Origin of the sequence: Paenibacillus algorifonticola, assembly GCF_050481745.1 — a bacterium.
Lineage (GTDB): Bacteria > Bacillota > Bacilli > Paenibacillales > Paenibacillaceae > Pristimantibacillus > Pristimantibacillus algorifonticola_A.
This window is the reverse complement of sequence record NZ_JBCNGR010000033.1, coordinates 75,560-93,911: the sequence shown is the minus strand read 5'-3', so window position 1 is coordinate 93,911 and position 18,352 is coordinate 75,560. Positions and strand designations below refer to the sequence as shown.

General features: G+C 46.9%; 20 protein-coding genes. All 20 read right to left on the bottom strand.

Features of this window, described 5'->3' with window-relative positions:
* Position 1 precedes the first annotated feature (1 nt).
* Entirely contained in the window at positions 2-463 is a 462-nt protein-coding gene (locus tag ABEW34_RS24130; protein WP_056038192.1) for a chemotaxis protein CheW, read from the bottom strand.
* A gap of 12 nt (positions 464-475) precedes the next feature.
* On the bottom strand, positions 476-2,569 hold the full coding sequence (locus ABEW34_RS24125; RefSeq protein WP_430162100.1) for a chemotaxis protein CheW: 2,094 nt from the start codon (positions 2,567-2,569) through the stop codon (positions 476-478).
* Positions 2,570-2,609: 40 nt separating this feature from the next.
* The gene (cheB, locus tag ABEW34_RS24120) at positions 2,610-3,899 is read right to left on the bottom strand and encodes a chemotaxis-specific protein-glutamate methyltransferase CheB (RefSeq protein ID WP_430162098.1); all 1,290 of its coding nucleotides are present in this window, start codon (positions 3,897-3,899) and stop codon (positions 2,610-2,612) included.
* A 26-nt stretch (positions 3,900-3,925) separates the two neighbouring features.
* Complete coding sequence (locus ABEW34_RS24115) at positions 3,926-4,798, bottom strand: MinD/ParA family protein (protein ID WP_430162096.1); 873 nt, start codon at positions 4,796-4,798, stop codon at positions 3,926-3,928.
* A complete protein-coding gene (flhF, locus tag ABEW34_RS24110; protein ID WP_430162094.1) occupies positions 4,791-6,017 on the bottom strand; it encodes a flagellar biosynthesis protein FlhF in 1,227 nt (408 codons plus the stop codon). Before flhF ends, ABEW34_RS24115 begins: the two co-directional genes overlap by 8 nt.
* Positions 6,014-8,047, bottom strand: a complete 2,034-nt coding sequence (flhA, locus tag ABEW34_RS24105) for a flagellar biosynthesis protein FlhA (protein WP_430162092.1) — start codon at positions 8,045-8,047, stop codon at positions 6,014-6,016. The genes flhF and flhA overlap by 4 nt, the downstream gene beginning before the upstream one ends.
* 21 nt (positions 8,048-8,068) lie before the next feature.
* Positions 8,069-9,160 (bottom strand): flagellar biosynthesis protein FlhB, encoded by a 1,092-nt coding sequence (flhB, locus tag ABEW34_RS24100; RefSeq protein WP_056039068.1) that lies wholly within the window; start codon positions 9,158-9,160, stop codon positions 8,069-8,071.
* A 20-nt stretch (positions 9,161-9,180) separates the two neighbouring features.
* On the bottom strand, positions 9,181-9,969 hold the full coding sequence (fliR, locus tag ABEW34_RS24095; RefSeq protein ID WP_430162090.1) for a flagellar biosynthetic protein FliR: 789 nt from the start codon (positions 9,967-9,969) through the stop codon (positions 9,181-9,183).
* 15 nt (positions 9,970-9,984) lie between these two features.
* Positions 9,985-10,254, bottom strand: a complete 270-nt coding sequence (fliQ, locus tag ABEW34_RS24090) for a flagellar biosynthesis protein FliQ (RefSeq protein WP_056038213.1) — start codon at positions 10,252-10,254, stop codon at positions 9,985-9,987.
* Between the two features lie 23 nt (positions 10,255-10,277).
* Positions 10,278-11,033, bottom strand: coding sequence for a flagellar type III secretion system pore protein FliP (fliP, locus tag ABEW34_RS24085; protein WP_430162087.1), 756 nt, complete (start codon positions 11,031-11,033; stop codon positions 10,278-10,280).
* Entirely contained in the window at positions 11,023-11,655 is a 633-nt protein-coding gene (locus ABEW34_RS24080) for a flagellar biosynthetic protein FliO (RefSeq protein WP_430162085.1), read from the bottom strand. The genes fliP and ABEW34_RS24080 overlap by 11 nt, the downstream gene beginning before the upstream one ends.
* 12 nt (positions 11,656-11,667) lie before the next feature.
* Entirely contained in the window at positions 11,668-12,030 is a 363-nt protein-coding gene (locus tag ABEW34_RS24075; protein WP_046230724.1) for a response regulator, read from the bottom strand.
* 22 nt (positions 12,031-12,052) lie between these two features.
* On the bottom strand, positions 12,053-13,273 hold the full coding sequence (gene fliY / locus ABEW34_RS24070; protein WP_430162082.1) for a flagellar motor switch phosphatase FliY: 1,221 nt from the start codon (positions 13,271-13,273) through the stop codon (positions 12,053-12,055).
* Positions 13,263-14,264 carry a flagellar motor switch protein FliM gene (gene fliM / locus ABEW34_RS24065; protein ID WP_099520671.1) on the bottom strand — a complete coding sequence of 334 codons (1,002 nt, stop codon included), beginning with the start codon at positions 14,262-14,264 and terminating at the stop codon, positions 13,263-13,265. Before fliM ends, fliY begins: the two co-directional genes overlap by 11 nt.
* 38 nt (positions 14,265-14,302) lie before the next feature.
* A complete protein-coding gene (locus tag ABEW34_RS24060) occupies positions 14,303-14,767 on the bottom strand; it encodes a flagellar basal body-associated FliL family protein (protein ID WP_430162080.1) in 465 nt (154 codons plus the stop codon).
* Between the two features lie 2 nt (positions 14,768-14,769).
* Positions 14,770-14,991: a flagellar FlbD family protein gene (locus ABEW34_RS24055; RefSeq protein WP_056038226.1), complete on the bottom strand. Its 222-nt coding sequence runs from the start codon at positions 14,989-14,991 to the stop codon at positions 14,770-14,772.
* Between the two features lie 62 nt (positions 14,992-15,053).
* Positions 15,054-15,872 carry a flagellar basal body rod protein FlgG gene (gene flgG / locus ABEW34_RS24050; RefSeq protein WP_056038230.1) on the bottom strand — a complete coding sequence of 273 codons (819 nt, stop codon included), beginning with the start codon at positions 15,870-15,872 and terminating at the stop codon, positions 15,054-15,056.
* Between the two features lie 94 nt (positions 15,873-15,966).
* Positions 15,967-16,344 (bottom strand): TIGR02530 family flagellar biosynthesis protein, encoded by a 378-nt coding sequence (locus ABEW34_RS24045; RefSeq protein WP_430162077.1) that lies wholly within the window; start codon positions 16,342-16,344, stop codon positions 15,967-15,969.
* On the bottom strand, positions 16,341-16,889 hold the full coding sequence (locus tag ABEW34_RS24040; RefSeq protein ID WP_430162075.1) for a flagellar hook capping FlgD N-terminal domain-containing protein: 549 nt from the start codon (positions 16,887-16,889) through the stop codon (positions 16,341-16,343). Before ABEW34_RS24040 ends, ABEW34_RS24045 begins: the two co-directional genes overlap by 4 nt.
* A gap of 49 nt (positions 16,890-16,938) precedes the next feature.
* On the bottom strand, positions 16,939-18,339 hold the full coding sequence (locus ABEW34_RS24035) for a flagellar hook-length control protein FliK (protein ID WP_430162073.1): 1,401 nt from the start codon (positions 18,337-18,339) through the stop codon (positions 16,939-16,941).
* Between the last annotated feature and the right edge of the window lie 13 nt (positions 18,340-18,352).

Genomic DNA, 18,352 nt, shown 5'->3' with positions numbered 1-18,352 from the left:
TCTATCCCTCCAGTTGCATGAGCTGTTCGATCTCGTTTTTATTCAGCACCTCAACTAGATTTAGCATAATAAGCAGTCTGCTGTCCCCGAGCTTGGCAATACCGTGCAAGTACTTCGCTTTAACGCCGCCTACGATTTCCGGTGGAGAATCGATGTTGTCCGTATCGATATCTATGACATCATTCGCGGAATCGACAATAAATCCTACTTCAAGATCATCTACCGCTACTACTATAATTCGCGAATTATCTGTCGGTTCCTGCTCAGGTAGGCCAAAACGCCCACGAAGATCAACAACAGGCACGACCACACCGCGCAAATTCATAACGCCTTTAATAAAAGCGGCTGTTTTAGGCACGCGGGTAATCGGTGACATCCGCTCTATTGTTCTAACTTTATCTACTTCAATACCGTATTCCTCATCAGCTAGCGCAAAAACAATGACCTTCAATTCTTCTCCCATTGTGAAAACCTCCTATTTGATTAATGCGTTAGGATCAATAATTAATGCCACCTGGCCGTCACCTAAAATCGTCGCTCCAGAAATCGCCTCGATATTGGTCAAATATTTGCCAAGCGTTTTGAGCACGATCTCGTTTTGACCGATAAACTCATCGACGGTGACTGCCGCCCACTTTTCTCCCTTGCGCACCACTACAATTTCGGTTTCTTCCTCGGCGCTATCATTAAAGTCAGGTGTCTCAAGCACACGGCTCAGCGATACAAGAGGAATAACGGTATTGCGGAATTCAATCATTAAATTGCCATGAACGTTCAAAATTTGCGATCTACGGATAATGCTGGTCTCCACAATGGAGGATAGCGGAATCGCATATTTTTCCGAGCCCAGCTTGATCAGCATGGCCGAAATAATCGACAAAGTCAGCGGGAGCTGTACCGAGAATTTCGTTCCTCTGCCAAACGAAGAGTCAATGGTCACATTTCCGCCAAGCGACGTAATTTTGGAACGTACAACGTCCAGTCCTACACCGCGTCCAGAAATATCCGAGATTTTCTCAGCTGTACTAAAGCCAGCTGCAAAAATCAGCATATTGATTTCGTCGCTGGATAGCTTTTTCGCCTCATCTTCGGTAACGACGCCGTTTTTGATGGCCGTCTTCAGCACGCGCTCCTGGTTAATTCCACGTCCATCCTCTTCCACTTCAATGAACACATGGTTGCCGCTGTGGTAAGCACGCAGGAAAATGGTACCTACTTCTGACTTGCCTGCTGCAATACGTTCTTCCACCGTCTCGATGCCATGATCGACTGAGTTGCGGAGCAAGTGAACGAGCGGGTCGCCAATTTCATCAATAACGGTACGGTCAAGCTCTGTATCTGCGCCTGTAATGACCAAATCGATTTTTTTATCAAGCGACTTCGCCAAATCGCGAATCATGCGAGGGAAACGGTTGAATACCGAATCGACGGGAACCATGCGCAGCTTGAGTACGATATTTTGCAAATCCGTACTTACACGCGTCATATGCTCAACAGTTTCGGTCAAGTCATTGCGCTTAATTTCGCTTGAAAGCTGTTCTAGTCGAACGCGATCAATGAGCAGCTCGCTGAACAGATTCATCAGCGTATCCAGACGGTCGATATCAACGCGAATCGTCCGATTAACCGCTGCTGGCGCAGCAGGAGCAGGCGAGTCTTTACGAGGCGCAACCGCAGCAGGAGCTTTGGCTGCCTCTTCTTTTTTCTCGACGACTGTAATAGCTGCTGCAACCTCTTCCTTCGCTTTCTTCACTTCAGCCTCAGCTTGCTGATTCGCTGTTGGCGTGCTTAGCAGATGTAGCGATTCCTCATCCAGCAAAGTTATAACTGCCGTCTCCACTTCGGATACATTCATAATTTGCGTATGCAGTTCTTCCAGCTTCGTCTGTGTAATGGTAAATACAGTAAAGGAACGATCGAATTTTTCCTGTTCCAAATCCTGTACAGAAGGTTCCGATTTCACAATCTCTCCGTGTGCTTCCAGCAGGTTGAATACCATGTAGGCGCGAACCGCTTTCAGCAAACAGTCCTCGCGAATCGTTACATGAATATGATAAGCCTGATGTCCACTATCAATGGATTGTTTAATCACCGAAGTCTGGTACTCATCCAGCAGCAAAATAGGCTTGTCTGCACTCGTGGAATCATCTGCAGCTGCGGCCAATTGATCTGACTCCGATTGCTTATGCTCTCCGCTAAAAATCGATTGCAACGCGGACACAATTGATGTCACATCCGCTTTACCAGTACCACCGTTAACGACATCCTGCACCATCGCCTCCAGCGCATCAAGACCCTTGAAAAGCGTATCAAATATAAAGCTGTCCATCTTGAGCTTGCTATTGCGAACAAGATCAAGCACATTTTCCATTTCATGTGTCAAGGCAGCCAGATCCTCATATCCCATCGTAGCCGACATGCCTTTCAAAGTATGAGCCGAACGGAATATATTTTGAACAATTGATAGATCTTCCGGCTCGCCTTCCAGTCGCAATAAGTTTTCATTCAAGCTTTGAAGATGGTCGTTAGATTCGTCGATGAACATCGACAGATAGGCATTCATATCCATTGTATCGCACCTCCTGCTAGACTTGTGATTGCTTCAATCGTTATTTAAGTACACAGCTTTCTATACGTGCAGCGATTTGTTGCAGCGGGAGCACGGTCTTGACTGCTCCGCTTTCGTAGGCGCTGCGCGGCATGCCGTAAACGATACAGGTTTCCTCCGCCTCGCCTATAGAGGTTACTGCACCGCTCTCAACAAGCTGTTTAAGACCTTTCGTACCATCACTGCCCATTCCGGTCAGGATGACCGCGTGACGCTTAAGCTCCTTGAAAGGAACCAATGATTCATACATCACATCTACCGATGGACGATGTCCATTGCGCTGCGGCTGCTCTGTTAAATGAATATAATAACCGGAACTATCTTTGCCAAGCTCTAAATGATAGCCTCCGGGAGCAACATAGACAACGCCGGGATGAACCCGGTCGCCTTGAGCCGCTTCAACGACATGCAGCGCACTGAAGCTGTCGAGGCGCTGAGCCAGCGATTTCGTAAATTTCGGCGGCATATGCTGGACAACTAGGACAGGTGCGCCTAGATCGCCAGGCAAAGCGCTAATGACCGTATGCAAGGCACGCGGTCCTCCCGTTGAAGCGCCGATTGCGACAATATGCTGAAACGAAGTAGACTTCGGCAGCTCTTTTTTCGGCGGAGCGGGATCTTCCGTTTTTTTGCTCGCTTTAATCGGCGGAGCAGTTGGCTTATATGTAGAGGAAGGCGCCACCGCTTTGACTGCCGCTGGTTGTTCCGGCTTTTTAATCATACTAGACGGCTTTATTGGTGGCGTAACTTCCGGTTTCTTCTTCGCCATAGAAGGTGCAGCAAGCCGTGACGCTGCATTTGTTGTTGCTTCGGTTATTAGGGGCTTTTTAATATCTAGCGCCTTCACTTTTACCGGCGGGTCCATCTTCTCCTCAATGAATGAAGGCTTCCTCGCCAGTACAGCTGTTTTTAGCTTTTCTATCAATTGCTCGCCAACCTGGATAATATCATTCGTTGCAATGCCTGACGGCTTGCGTATAAAGTCAAAAGCTCCAAACTGCAATGCTTTGATCGTATCCCTCGTGTTATCCTCACTAATGCCAGACAGCATAATGACAGGCGTCGGGTTTTGTTTCATAATCTTTTGCAAAGCCTCAAGTCCATTCATTTCAGGCATTTCCAGATCGAGCGTTACAACATCGGGCTTCCATTTCTCCACCGCTTTTACAGCTTCGGCCCCATTGGTTGCAGTCGCTATTATTGAAAACATTGAATCCTTTAAAATTAAGTCACTAAAAATTTTTCTCATAAATGCAGAATCATCTACAATGAGTACACGATAAGGAGCCATCTTTTCCCCTCCCCTGATTAAAAGGACTATCTCGTTAGCTTGAATAATTTATGCAAAAATCCCTTTACACCGTTTTTAACATCAGATTCCGGCCTCTTGATTTCTAGAAAACGAACTGCAATTTCATGCATAGCCTTCGATGCTTCGCTGCTTGGATAAGCGATGGTGAAGGGAATCTGACGTTTTACCGCCTTGCCTACATGAACATCATCGGGTACGAGCCCGAGAAATGGCAAGGAGGCTTCTAGGAAGCGCTCGGCAGCCAAATTGATTTTATCTGCTGTCAAGCGGCCTTCCCGCTTGCTGTCTGCCCGATTGACGATAAGTCTGAAATCCGGATGGATGCCCATTGCTTTTACCATTTTAATTAAGGCATATGCATCGGTTATAGAAGTCGGCTCTGGCGTCGTTACAACGATGGTTTCCTGCGCTGCGGCGATAAATCTCGCCGTTTCCTTGGAAAGTCCAGCCCCAGTATCAAACACAATGACATCGTACAGCCCTTGAAGCTTTGAAACCTGCTCCGTGAACAACGTCAATTCTTTCTCTGACAGGTCCAGCAAATCTTTAATTCCAGATCCGCCTGCAATAAAGTGCAGTCCTTCGGGCCCTTCCTGAACGACATCCCAGATCGTTTTGTCCTGCTTGAACAAATGATATAAATGGTAGGAGGAGCGCACGCCCATGAGTATATCGATGTTCGCCATGCCAATATCAACATCAAAAACGAGAACCTTCTGACCAAGCTTCTGAAGCATCAGCGCAAAATTGAGACTAAAGTTGGACTTCCCAACACCGCCCTTGCCGCTGGTAACAGCTATAATGCGCGTTTCGCGCTTGCCGCCATCGCTGCTGCTTGCCTTCACCATATATCGCAGCGCTTCGGCTTGATCATTCATCGTCCGCTTCCCCCAGCAAGTCATTCATATAAGCAGCAGCGTTAAAGCGATCGATGTCATCCGGCACCGTCTGCCCTCTTGCCACATAAGTCGGCGTTAAACCGAACTTCATCACAAGGTTAAAAATAGAGCCGTATACCGCCGTTTCATCCTGCTTCGTAAACAATACCTTCTCGATGCCGTATTTCACAAAGTTTCCGGCTACTGACGTCATATCCTTCGTTTTGCCGGTAAGGCTCAGCACAAGCACCGTTTCATTGCGGTCATGCGATTGAAGCAGGCTGTTTACTTCTGATACATTCAGCTCATTGCGGAAGTTACGGCCAGCCGTATCCATATAGATGAGCTCTCTATCTTCGAGCTGCTTGAACGCCTTCGGCAAATCCATAGGAGAAAAAACAACCTCCAGCGGAATGTTTAAAATATTTGCGTACGTTCTAAGCTGGTCAACGGCAGCAATTCGGTACGTATCTGACGTAATGAAGCCTACTTTTTTGTTATGCTTAATCGTTTGATTAGCCGCAAGCTTAGCGATCGTCGTCGTTTTACCTACGCCCGTCGGGCCAACAAAATGAACGATTCTGGCCTGCTCATCGATCATGCCAGCAGCATATGGAGCCATCCATTCGAGCAGCTGCCGTTTGGCAAGCCCCCATACTTGCGTACGCGTCAATGGCTCCCTTTGCTGCCCTTCCTGCTCAGAGATGATCGCCATTAGCTGGTCAATCCACTCCACTTCGAGCTCCTGTTCTTGAAGGCGATCATGAAGTGCTTGAGCAGCTTCTGATAATGAGTTTCCCGCTTTTTGCGAAGAAAGCTGCAGAAGGGATTGCTTAATCCCTTTAATTTCATCCATCAGCTGATCGTTGACCGGAGAAGCCGACGCAACTGGCGCAGGCCTTGCCGGCGGCTCAACCGTAGCTGTAGCAGCGGCGGTTGCCGCTGCTGCACGCTGCTGCTTCTGCATCGTCTCCGTAATGGCAGCCATTACGGCACTGACATCATCTGGCGCCTTGCGCTTCTGCGGCGGATTTTCCGGAGCCGCTGCATTCGACTCAATAGCGGCAATAACTTCCATCTTCTTTTTGCGGAACATGCCCATAAAGCCGCCGACTTTAACTTCTTTCGTATTCAATATAACGGCATCCTTGCCAAGATCGCTTCTAATCATCGGCAGCGCCTCGGGAAGGGCATTTACGACATAACGTTTCACTCTCATAAATTCACCACCCCTACGCTCTGAACTTCAACGCTCGGTTCAAGCTCACTATAAGAAATGACCGGAACCTCCTGCATCGTCCGTTCCACAATCTGGCGCAAATACATGCGGATAGTAGGGGAAGTGAGTACAACAGGCTGTTGTCCAGACTGAATTTGCCGGGTAACCTGTTCATTCAGCTTGGAATAAATTTGTTGAGTGACGATCGGGTCAAGTGCAATGTAACTTCCCTGATCGGTTTGCTGCACTGACTCAGCGATTTTTTTCTCCATCGCCGGACCGACTGTAATCACTTTAAGCTTGTCTCCCGTTGCCGCAAACTGCTGGGTAATTTGCCTTGACAGCGCCTGTCTGACATATTCCGTCAGCACATCGGGATCTTTCGTGTAATGTCCATGATCGGCCAACGTTTCAAAAATGGTCACCAGATCGCGAATCGAAACTTTTTCACGAAGCAGCTTGGCAAGCACTTTTTGCAAATCGCCAATGGATAGTACAGAAGGAATGAGATCATCGATAAGCGCTGGATACGATTCCTTGACATTTTCAATAAGCGCCTTCGTCTCTTGACGGCCAAGCAATTCATGGGCATGACGCTTAATAATTTCTGTCAAATGCGTGGCGACAACCGAAGGCGGATCTACGACGGTATAACCCGACATTTCCGCTCTTTCCTTCATCTGCTCGTCAATCCAAATGGCTGGCAGTCCGAATGCCGGCTCTGTTGTTTCAATACCAAGTACCGATTCATCATCGAAGCCTGGGCTCATTGCTAAATAATGATTGAGCAGAAGCTCGCCTTTCGCAACGGTATTTCCTTTAATTTTAACGACGTATTCATTGGGTCTCAGTTGAATATTATCGCGGATCCGAATAACGGGAACGACAAGCCCCAGCTCAAGCGCGCATTGCCTTCTGATCATAATGATGCGATCCAGCAAATCGCCGCCCTGCTGCGTGTCTGCCAATGGAATCAGACCGTACCCAAATTCGAACTCGATTGGGTCCACCTGCAGCAAGCCAATGACACTTTCCGGATTACGAACCTCTTCAATTTGCTGCTCTTCCACAAGCATCTCCTCTTGCTCCACTTGCTTCTCCTGCAGCTTCTTCATTCTCCATGCGCCAAATGCGAGCAATGCCGCAAAGGGGAGCGTGCGCATAACGCCGATTGGCGAAACGAGTCCAAGCAAAGCTATTGTTCCTGCAACTATGTATAAAAGATTAGGGTATTTAAATAACTGTGCTGTCAAATCCTGTGCCAGATTGCCGTCCGATGCAGCTCTTGTAACGATTAAGCCTGCTGCTACCGAAATAAGCAATGCTGGAATTTGACTGACGAGACCATCCCCGATGGTTAAAATCGAATAGGTTTCGAGTGCCTCGGCAAAGGGAAAACCATGTACCGCCATCCCAATTATAAATCCGCCAACCAGGTTAATAATGAGAATGATAATGGATGCAATCGCATCCCCTTTTACAAACTTGCTGGCACCATCCATAGCTCCGTAGAAGTCTGCTTCTCTTTCAATCTTGGAACGCCGGTCCCGTGCCTGCTGCTCATTAATGAGTCCCGCATTTAAGTCGGCATCAATACTCATTTGCTTGCCGGGCATCGCATCGAGGGTAAACCTTGCTGCTACCTCGGCAACCCGCTCAGAACCCTTCGTAATTACGATGAACTGAACGACGACGAGAATAAGAAAGACGATAAACCCGATTGCGATTTGCCCGCCGCCCACCCATCTACCGAATGTTGAGACAACTTCCCCCGCTTCTGCATGCTGCAAAATGTTCCGGGTTGTAGAAACGTTGAGTGCTAATCGGAATAAGGTCGTAACAAGCAAAACTGCGGGAAAGATGGAAAACTCCAGCGCTTCCTTCGTATTCATCGCAATAAGCAATATCATTAAAGCGATGGAAATATTCAGAATAAGCAAAATATCCAGCAAAAGAATAGGGATGGGAATAACCATCATGAGCACGATGCCTATGATCCCGATTAACACGATAAGATCTTTTGGTTTCATGACGCTTCCTCCTCCCTTAAATTACGATGATTTGACGCGGCCTTTCAGCTTGTAAACGTATGCGAGCACCTCCGCCACAGCCTGGAACAAATCTGCCGGTATGGCATCTCCGATTTCGGCGCGTTCGTATAATGCTCTGGCAAGCGGCTTATTTTCCATCGTAATAACGCCGTGCTCTTTGGCGATTTCCCTAATGCGCAGCGCCACATGATCCATGCCTTTGGCAATAATAACGGGCGCCTCCATATTAGAGGAATCATATTTCAAGGCGATTGCAAAGTGCGTCGGGTTGGTAATGACGACATCTGCATTCGGAATTTGCTGCATCATCCGCTGGATGGCCATTCTCCGCTGCTTTTCTCGGATGCGGCCTTTAACGAGCGGATCACCTTCTGATTTCTTATGCTCGTCCTTAATGTCCTGCTTGGACATCTTCATGCTTTTCTCCTGCTCGTACTTCTGATACAAATAATCCGCAAAGGCGAGTATAACAAGTGCAGCGCCAATTTTGATCCCCATGCTGACCGTCAGGCCAGCTGCAAAGGCGAATATTTGCTCAACAGACAGGTCGGAAAGAGAAAGCAGCCGACTCCAATCGCTTGCAATCGTCTGGTATACGAGCACTCCAATAATCAGCAGCTTTAGCAGGCTTTTAAGCATTTCAACAATAGAACGCATAGAGAATATTTGTTTCAATCCTTGGAGCGGATTAAGCTTGCTGATCTTCATCTTAAGCGGCTCCCCTGTAAGCAAGAAGCCAAATTGCGCAACGTTACCGATAATGCCTACTAAAATAGCTACCGAGAATATAGGCAGTAAAAAAATGAGCATTTCGGTTACGAGCGTACCGAACAAGTTAAATACATTTTCAGACGTAAGCTCCATAAGCAGCCAATTTTCGAAAATATCATCAAACATATTCATAATTCGCTGCTTGTAAAAGCCGCCAAACATCGCAAAGCCAGCAAACGTAAACAGCAAAATCAAGGAGCTGGGAAAATCAGCCGATTTGGCTACCTGACCCTTCTTACGCGATTCCGAGCGTTTTTTGGGCGTCGCTTTCTCCGTCTTCTCTTGGCTGAACAGCTGCAGGTCGAGCTTTAAGCGGTACATTTGCACGATTACAGCCTCCTTTACCCGTCCGGCCCTTTGAAAATGGCGAATAGCTGCTCCAAGTTGTCAAACATGATGGCAATGAGCCGCTCATACAGACCACTTAGCCCCGGCATAAGCAGCACGAGCAAAATCATCCCGATAATAAGCTTAAGCGGTATCCCAATGACGAAAACATTGTATTGAGGCGCTGTTTTGGCTAAAAATGCCAGTCCGACATCCGTCAGAAACATGGCAATTACTAGTGGAGCTGCGACCTGTAAAGCTAGCAAAAACGTATTTCCAACGGCTTTCGTTAAAAACTCGCTAATGCTGCCACTGCTGATTCTCGCAAAAAAGTCTCCAGCAAGCGGCATCCATTTGTAACTGTCCATTAGCCCTCGAAGCAAGTAGTGATGCCCGTTCAAGGAGAAAAAAATGACAATAAGCATCATGTATTTAAAATTACCTAGCAATGGAACGGAAGTACCCGTCATTGGATTGACGACATTCGCCATTGCAAAACCAACTTGCAAATCCATTAATGCCCCTGCCGTCTGCACGACTACGAAAAACAAATACACCACGAAGCCGAATAGCAGGCCTATCAATATTTCCTGTACGACATAAAGCACGTAGCTGGCATCTGTCGCTACCGTCTGATTAATGCCGTACGTGAGATACACAATAAAAGAAATAAAAAAACCTAAACCGATTTTTGCAATATTCGGCATCATTTTCCCTGAAAACATCGGAGCTACGACGAAAAATGATGTAATTCGACAAAAAATCAACAAAAAAATAGGAAAACCTTGCTCGATAAGCTCCATCGCTGCGATTCACGCCTATCCGATATATTTATGCAGGTTGTTCAGCAGATTATAAGTGAAATCGACGATCGTATTTAGAATCCACGGCCCGAACAAAACAACGGATGCAAAAACCGCTACAATTTTCGGAACAAATGCTAAGGTTTGCTCTTGTATCTGGGTAGTCGCCTGAAAAATACTGACCAAGAGCCCAACAACGAGAGCAATAAGAAGCATTGGAGCACTGCTTTTTAGTACGGTAAATACAGCCTCGCTGGCCAGACCGATAATAAAATCGGCGCTCATTGAACATCCCCCCTATACAGTCGTCAGGTATTAAAGCTTAATAACAAGGATTTGACTATCAAATACCAGCCATCTACCATAACGAACAGCAAGAGCTTGAACGGCAATGAAATCATTACTGGCGGAAGCATCATCATCCCCATCGCCATTAACGTACTGGATACAATCATATCAATAACGAGGAACGGTATGAATATAAGGAAGCCCATTTGAAAAGCTGTCTTGATTTCGCTAATTGCATACGCCGGAACCAAAACGGTCAGTGGAATATCCTCATAAGTTTTCGGCTTTTCCGTCTTTGTGTAATCCATAAACAGCTTTAAATCCTTCTCTCTCGTCTGCTTGAACATAAACGCCTTCATCGGTACCGACGCTTTCTCGAAAGCTGCTGTTTGGGAAATTTCCCCTTTCAAATATGGCTGCAAAGCTACCTCATTTACTTGAGAGAAGGTAGGGGCCATAATAAAAAAGGTTAAAAACATAGCAAGGCCGATTAGTACCTGGTTCGGCGGCATCATCTGCGTACCGAGCGATGTCCGAACGAAGCTAAGCACGATAATGATGCGTGTAAAGCTGGTCATCAATACTAGAATAGCTGGTGCTATGCTTAGCACGGTAATCAGCAGCAAAATTGATAACGCGCTCGGGTTCGGCTGATCGCTGCCCGTGTTGCCAAAGTTAATTTCTACGTTCGGCAGCGGTTCAGCAAAAGCATGCGATTGAAATATTAAACCGGCTAACTGCACCGCAACAAGAGCTATCCACCATTTATTTTTCATGATCATCATTCAACCGTTCATTAGGGTTAGGGTCTTTGAGGAGTGCTTCGAGCTGCTGCTTGCGATCCGCCTGACGATTCATCTTGTCCTTAAGCACATTCTGAAACGAAGAAGCGTCGTTCCATTGTTCATCCTGCGGTTCCTGTTCGCCAGAGCCTTGACGAAAGCGTGATACTAAGCCCGTCAAAGCACTCGGCGACCAACCACCTTGCACTTGCCTCTCCATTGCCTCAATAATCGCCTCAGCTTGTTTTTCATCATCAATCTTGTCCAGCAGGGTAATGTTTTCTCCAACCCCTACAACATATAGACGGCCTGACAGTTCAACAACTTGAAGCGAATGATTTTGACCTAAGGAAATGCCCCCGAGCGAACGAAGCGAACGATTTGTTCCTCCGAACGCCCGGTTGCGCCGCGAGAGCCATTTAATAACTACAATGATTAGTCCAATAATAAGGAGTAGAGAAAAGATAACCCATACTACACTGCCTGCCATGTTGGACGAACTAGTATATGGCAATTCAGGCTGGCTCGTCTGAACTGCTTCCGCTAAGGCGGCAGCAGGCAGAACGGCCATTCCTGAAAACAATAAAAGCGTTACACGAGCTTTAAGTTTGACCATCGCATACAACCGTTAGCCTAACGTTTTCTTGATCGCTTCAATAACACGGTCCGCTTGGAAAGGTTTAACGATGAAATCTTTCGCTCCAGCTTGAATGGCATCAATAACCATTGCTTGCTGTCCCATTGCAGAGCACATAATAACTTTTGCATTCGGGTCGATTTTTTTAACTTCTTTCAATGCTGCAATGCCGTCCATCTCAGGCATCGTGATATCCATCGTAATCAGGTCCGGCTTAAGCTCCTTAAATTTCTCCACCGCTTGTGCGCCATCAGGTGCTTCACCAACTACTTCGTAGCCGTTTTTGGATAAAATATCGCGGATCATCATGCGCATAAATGCTGCGTCGTCTACGATTAGAATACGGTTTGCCATCTTTTTTCTTCCTCCTAGAATGCTATTGTAATTTTTGAATTCGGTCCCATTGGCTTACGATATCGGTTACACGTACGCCGAAGTTCTCATCGATAACGACAACTTCGCCTTTTGCGATCAGCTTATTGTTAACCAGAATGTCTACAGGCTCTCCAGCAAGCTTGTCCAGCTCGATAATAGACCCTTGCGACAATTCCAAAATATCTTTAATTTGCTTCTGGGTCCTTCCTAATTCTACGGTAACCTTCAGTGGTATGTCGAGCAGTAAATTGAGGTTCGTTTCTTCACCTTGAATATATGGAGCATTATTGAAATTAGCAAACTGCACAGGCTGAACATTCACATTGCGATTGGCTGCATGGCCATATGTATTCGGGCCAGGCGGCTGCATCATCGGCGTTTCATAATTTCCCGCTGGCGGTTGTTGTTCTTGCTTCTGCAATGACGGAGCCGTAGGCTGCGCAGGAGCACTTTGTGGCGGCACTGGAGCAACCGGTGGCGCTTCTACTACTGGCGGCGTTTCAACTGCAGCAGCAGTCTCCAAGGCCGTCTCTTCACCCATTAGAATAGCAACCATTTGCTTTGCAAAAGAAACAGGCAGTAGCTGCATAATTGTCGAATCTATCAAATCTCCAATTTTAAGCCGGAAGGATATTTTGATGAATACATCAACCGGTGGAAGATGCCCCATCCCTCCGCCGTTGTCTACATCGAGAATATCGATGCCGGGCGGCGAAATATTAACGAAACGATTGAAAATGGTCGACATCGACGTTGCAGATGACCCCATCATTTGATTCATCGCTTCCTGAACGGCACTGATATGAATTTCATTGAGCTCTTCATCTGTAGGATTACCTGCTCCGCCAAGCATCAAATCAGCAATAATTTGTGCATCTCTCGTCTTAATGACAAGCGAATTTATTCCTTGGAAGCCATCAACATATTGAACACTTACAGCAACATGAGGCTTTGGAAATTCATCAGCCAGCTGATCTCTGCGAATAAAGGTAACCTCTGGTGTCGTAATATCCACCTTCACGCCTAGCAATGTGGACAAGGCAGTTGCTGCGCTTCCGAACGTAATGTTCCCAATTTCACCAAGCGCATCCTGTTCCATAGCTGAGAGGAAATCTGATAACTGAACATCATCGGCAGATGGCTGTTCAGCATCCGTACTGCCAGAAGATTGATTTAGTAACGCATCAATTTCCTCCTGCGACAAATAATCTTTACTCGTCATATTCTTCTCCCGCTCCTTCGTTCACAACTTCATCAAGCTGAATAGCCAACCGATCTTTCACGGAGCCTGGACTGCCGATGAACTTCAATTTATCGCCTACCTTAATATGCAGGCCTTCCCCTACCGGCTTGCTGAGCGAAATGACATCTCCAACATTAAGACCCAGAAACTCCTGAATCGTTATGGAAGATTCACCAAGCTCGGCAACAATCGGCAGCTTCGCTTTGCTTACGCGCTGCTCCAGCATTTCAACTTCCTCTGGAATACGCTCCTTTTTCTGCGAAACGAACCAATGATGCGCCGACAAACGAGGCATAACGGGCTCAATGACAACGTGGGGAATACAAAGATTGATCATCCCCGTCGTTTCACCGATTTTCGTGCTTAAGGAAATAAGGGCGATCGTTTCATTCGGTGATACGATTTGCATAAATTGAGGATTCGTCTCGAGCGCTTCCAGTCGTGGAGATATATCAATGATCGTTTTCCACGCCTCTTGCAAACTCTCAAACGTCCGGCTAAAAATCTTTTCCATAATAATCGTTTCGATTTCAGTCAAGTTATTGATTTTGGAAGGCGCAACGCCTTGCCCGCCAAGCATGCGATCCAGCATCGCGTAAGCGATATTCGGATGTACCTCAAGCACCATGCGTCCCTCAAGCGGCTCTGCTTCAAAAATATTCAATATCGTCATCTTCGGAATCGAACGAATAAACTCATCATAAGGAAGCTGCTCGACCTGAACGACACTGATTTGAACGAAAGTACGAAGCTGCGCTGAGAAATAGGTTGTCAAATATCGCGCGAAGTTCTCGTGTATGCGAGTCAAGCTGCGAATATGATCCTTCGAAAATCGAACAGCGCGTTTGAAATCATACACTCTGACTTTTTTCGTTACTTCTTCCTTTTTTAAATCCTCGGCATCCATCTCGCCAGAATTAAGGGCCGCCAGCAGCGCATCTATCTCATTTTGCGATAAAACATCAACCAAATTTTCTCACCCCCTTCAAGGAATGTCGCCAACCAGCATTAAATGTTAGTCATAATAAAAGCTGTTATTTCTACCTTGACCAGCTTCTGCTTTTTATCCAAAATTGGATTAATTTCATTAAGCAGCTTCGATTCCAGCAGATCCTCGCCTTTAGAGCCATTCAGCTCTTCAGCCGTCATATCCGCAAGTGCCCGGTTAATAATAGGCTTAACTTCAATTTCGATGATTTTATCAAAATCTTCCTTCGTCTTCTTGCTGTCCAGCTGGAAAGCGAAGCTAACGACAACGACTTTGTTCGAATCTTTCAAGTTACGCTTAAATTCTTTAAGCTCAGACGTTACTTCTACACGTTCATCGGCGGTAAGATGCTTGACTTCAACCTCTTTGTTTGTTGAACCATCAGTTGTACTTCCCATAATTTTCGGCCACATAATCACAGCCACAACGGCAATTAATACAATCGACAACAGTATAGTTACTAACCATGGCATCATTTTTTTCATCTCTATGGACCCTCCGTCTGTTCACTCTTCTGGGCCGCCGCATATACGCCGATCGTACGAAGATAGTTCTGGATCAGCAGCAAAAGCTCCTCCGAGCTTTCTACCACTATGAATTTTTTACCAGTGGTCAAGGTAATAATGGTATCGGGCACTTCCTCCACCACTTCAATCAACAGAGCATTGATCATGAGCTTAGTACCATTAATACGAGTCACTGTAATCATAAACTGCCCCCTCACATCGCGGGGGAGGCACTATGGCCCCCCACCTGCGTTATGCCTAACGATTATCGTTTCAGGTTGACAACCTCTTGCAAAATTTCATCGGAAGTCGTGATAATACGCGAATTCGCTTGGAAACCGCGCTGAGCCACGATCATTTCTGTAAACTCGCCTGTCAGGTCAACGTTTGACATTTCAAGCTGTCCGGCCACGATTGCGCCTGTTCCAAGCTCTGCATCTCCAGCGACCGTTCTGTAAGCCTCAATGTCTCCATCTGGGTTAGCATTGTTGGTCATTCTGTACAAATTGCCTCCCATTTTCTCGAGTCCACTTGGGTTAATGACTTTGACTACACCGATCTGCGCGACTTCTTCTGTTGCATCCGCCGTAACACCTGTAATCGTCCCATCTTGCCCGATTGTGAAGGAGGTGACCTCTGCTGGCAAAGTAATAATGCCACCACCACTATCTAATACAAACAACCCGTTTGCGTTTACCAGCTGTCGGTTCGCATCGAGCACAAAGTTGCCGGCTCTTGTCAAAAATGATTCTTCACCATCTGCTGCGGTAACTAGAAAAAATCCATCGCCATCAATGCGAAGATCGGTCGGTTGGTTTGTAGTCATTGCGCTTCCTGGCGTATGAACGGTATCAATAGAAGCAATGCTGACCCCAAGTCCGATCTGCTTCGCATTCACCCCACCTTGCTCGCCTTCTACCGGAGCGGTAACACCTGCTGTTGTTTGGCTCAAAATATCGCTGAACATGACGCGGCCGCCTTTAAAGCCCACCGTATTAACGTTCGCAATATTGTTGCCGATGACATCCAGCTTCGTTTGGAAGCCGCGCATACCTGACACACCCGAGTACATTGATCTTAGCATAGTATTTAAGCCCTCCTAATTTAGGTTTATCCTTTTGGTTAGTTGGCTGCCTCTGTCGGTCAGCAGCCTGAAGAGCCTCCGTATTGGTCCGGCTCTAGCTTAAAATAACGGCGCTGTCTATTTGCGTGAATACATTGCTTTGCATTTGCTTGCCATCCATTGCAGTAACTACTGTACGGCTAGGCACATTTACGATCATCGCAATATCTTTAAAAACGATTAAAGAATCAATGGCGCCTTTCGATGCCGCTTCGTCCACAGCATTCACAATTTTCGTTAATGAATCCGCTTGAAGCTGAATGCCTCGCTGCTTCATCCGAACTTCAGCATGATGGCTGAATTTCAATACTTTCGAATCCAGCAAATCCTTAAATTCGCTAGGCTGCTGGGATTTTGGCCCCGCCGTCTTCGCATTGTTTAATGGCGAGGATTTCAGCGGAAAATAATGCCCAATCTTTACGCTGTCGCTCATGAGGTTTGTTCCTCCCCGCTGTCAGCAGCGGCTTCGCTATCAGGCGTTTCAGCATCACCAGCACTTTCAGCTGGAGCATCCGTTTCAGGCTCCTCCGTCTCTGCTGGAGTCTGCTCAGAAATTGTAACGATATCACTTACTTTAATCATCGTATTATCTTCAAACTTGGCATATAATACCCCGTCTGTTGCGACAATCGACTTCACAACATCCGTATACATGACGGTGCTTCCTTTATCATCAAGCTCCTGCCATGTTACACTCTTGCCAATCATTGTAGATGCACTGCCTATGTCCGAGTTCAGCTGTGTAAGCTGCTTATTCATATTCATCAGTTGCTCAACTGAGGTGAACTGCGCCATTTGGGCAATAAACTCTGTATTGCTCTGCGGGCTTAATGGATCCTGATTTTTAAGCTGTGTGACGAGCAATTCGAGAAATGCGTCCTTACTTAGTGATGTTTTATCATCCTCGGTCTTACCTGCTATTTTAACATTGGTCTGATCGTAATTCGGCCAGACCACTTTATTCGTAACGACTGCCAATTCCATCACCTCCATCCCGCAAATGGTTGCTCACGAGCATAATATCTCTTTAAACTGTAGCGTTAACCGCCCGTCCGTAGCCCATATCCTGAATGGCAATTTGCTCGATTACATCTGCTTCAAAAGCAGCATCATCCGCTCTGCTTCCGCCTTTGCCGTTGTTGTTTCGATTCGTAAATTGTTGATTGGAGCCTTGTCCCTGCCCGCCGTTAGCCAGCTCTGATGCAGCTTGCCCCTGGGTCACTTCAAGCTTGTCAATCGTTAAGCCCTGGGATTGCAATGCCAGTCTCAATTGCGACATTTGGTTGTCCAGCATATCTTTTGCCATAACCGTATCTGTATGGAAAAGCGCCGTCAATTGGCCATTTTGCATCGTGATCCGAACATCGACCTGGCCCAGCTGTTCAGGGAACAGCATGATTTTAGCTTCGTGCTTGCCATTTAATGAAGAAATATCAAACTTCTGCACGATAAGCCCCGTCATGGATTCCGCAAATTCGTCTGCTAATACGTAAGGCTGGGCGACTGCTCTCGCTGCCACGCTACTCGTTGCCTGCTTAAGCGAATGAGCAAAGTTTGCATTTAAATTGCCTGCCAGAACGGACTCATCATCGGCTGTATCGGCCGTTTCTTCAACCAATGTATCGGCTGATAAAGCTTCCGCTACTGCGCTTTTCAGGGCAATTGTATGCTGGGATTGCTGGTTCAAACGCTGAAGCCATGCAGCTGTTTGCTGTGGTGCAGCCTCGTCTGCTGCGGCTGGTTCAAATACTACTTGAACATTGCTCGGATTACGCTCGGCTGTGCCTGCTTCCTTCTGCTTTTGCAGCAGTTTCTGCAAAGCTTCCAGCTGCTGTCCAATCAGCTGCGATGGCTCCTGCTGCTGAACGCGTTTCGCAGATCCCTGCTCAAGCACATTAGCCAGCTGAATCAGCGCATTTTCCAAATCATGCTTCACAAGCGCAATTTGTGCTTTCACTGCCTCATGTCCATTGCCTGCATCTGCTGCTTGAACAACTTCCTCTGAGGATAGCTGCGCATCAGGCTGCTTCAAAGTGACAAGCGGAGAACCTAGCAACGCCAGTAAAGCCTGCATTTGCTCCAGCATCGCTTGCAAATCTGCCAATTGGGCTTGTGCAGCCTCATCCGTGTCCGCAGTATCCAACTCATCAATTTGCTCTAGCAGTCCATCAATAGCTGCAAGCAAATCCTGATTGTTCGTTTCCCCAAGCAAGCCAGCTGTATTGAGAGTAGTCATCCGAATCGTTCCGAGTGCTGCTGCATCCGTAGTGTTCGCAGCTGCTGCTGTACCTGCTCCCGCTTGGCCATTATTCAATTGACCATTCAGCGTTTGAGCAAAAGCCGCATCTCCCGTTCCCTTCGCTTGGGCATTTCCGCCAGTGGAAGGAGCCGCCGGCTGCGAAGCTGCTGGTGATGATAAAACATCCATTTAATTTCACCTC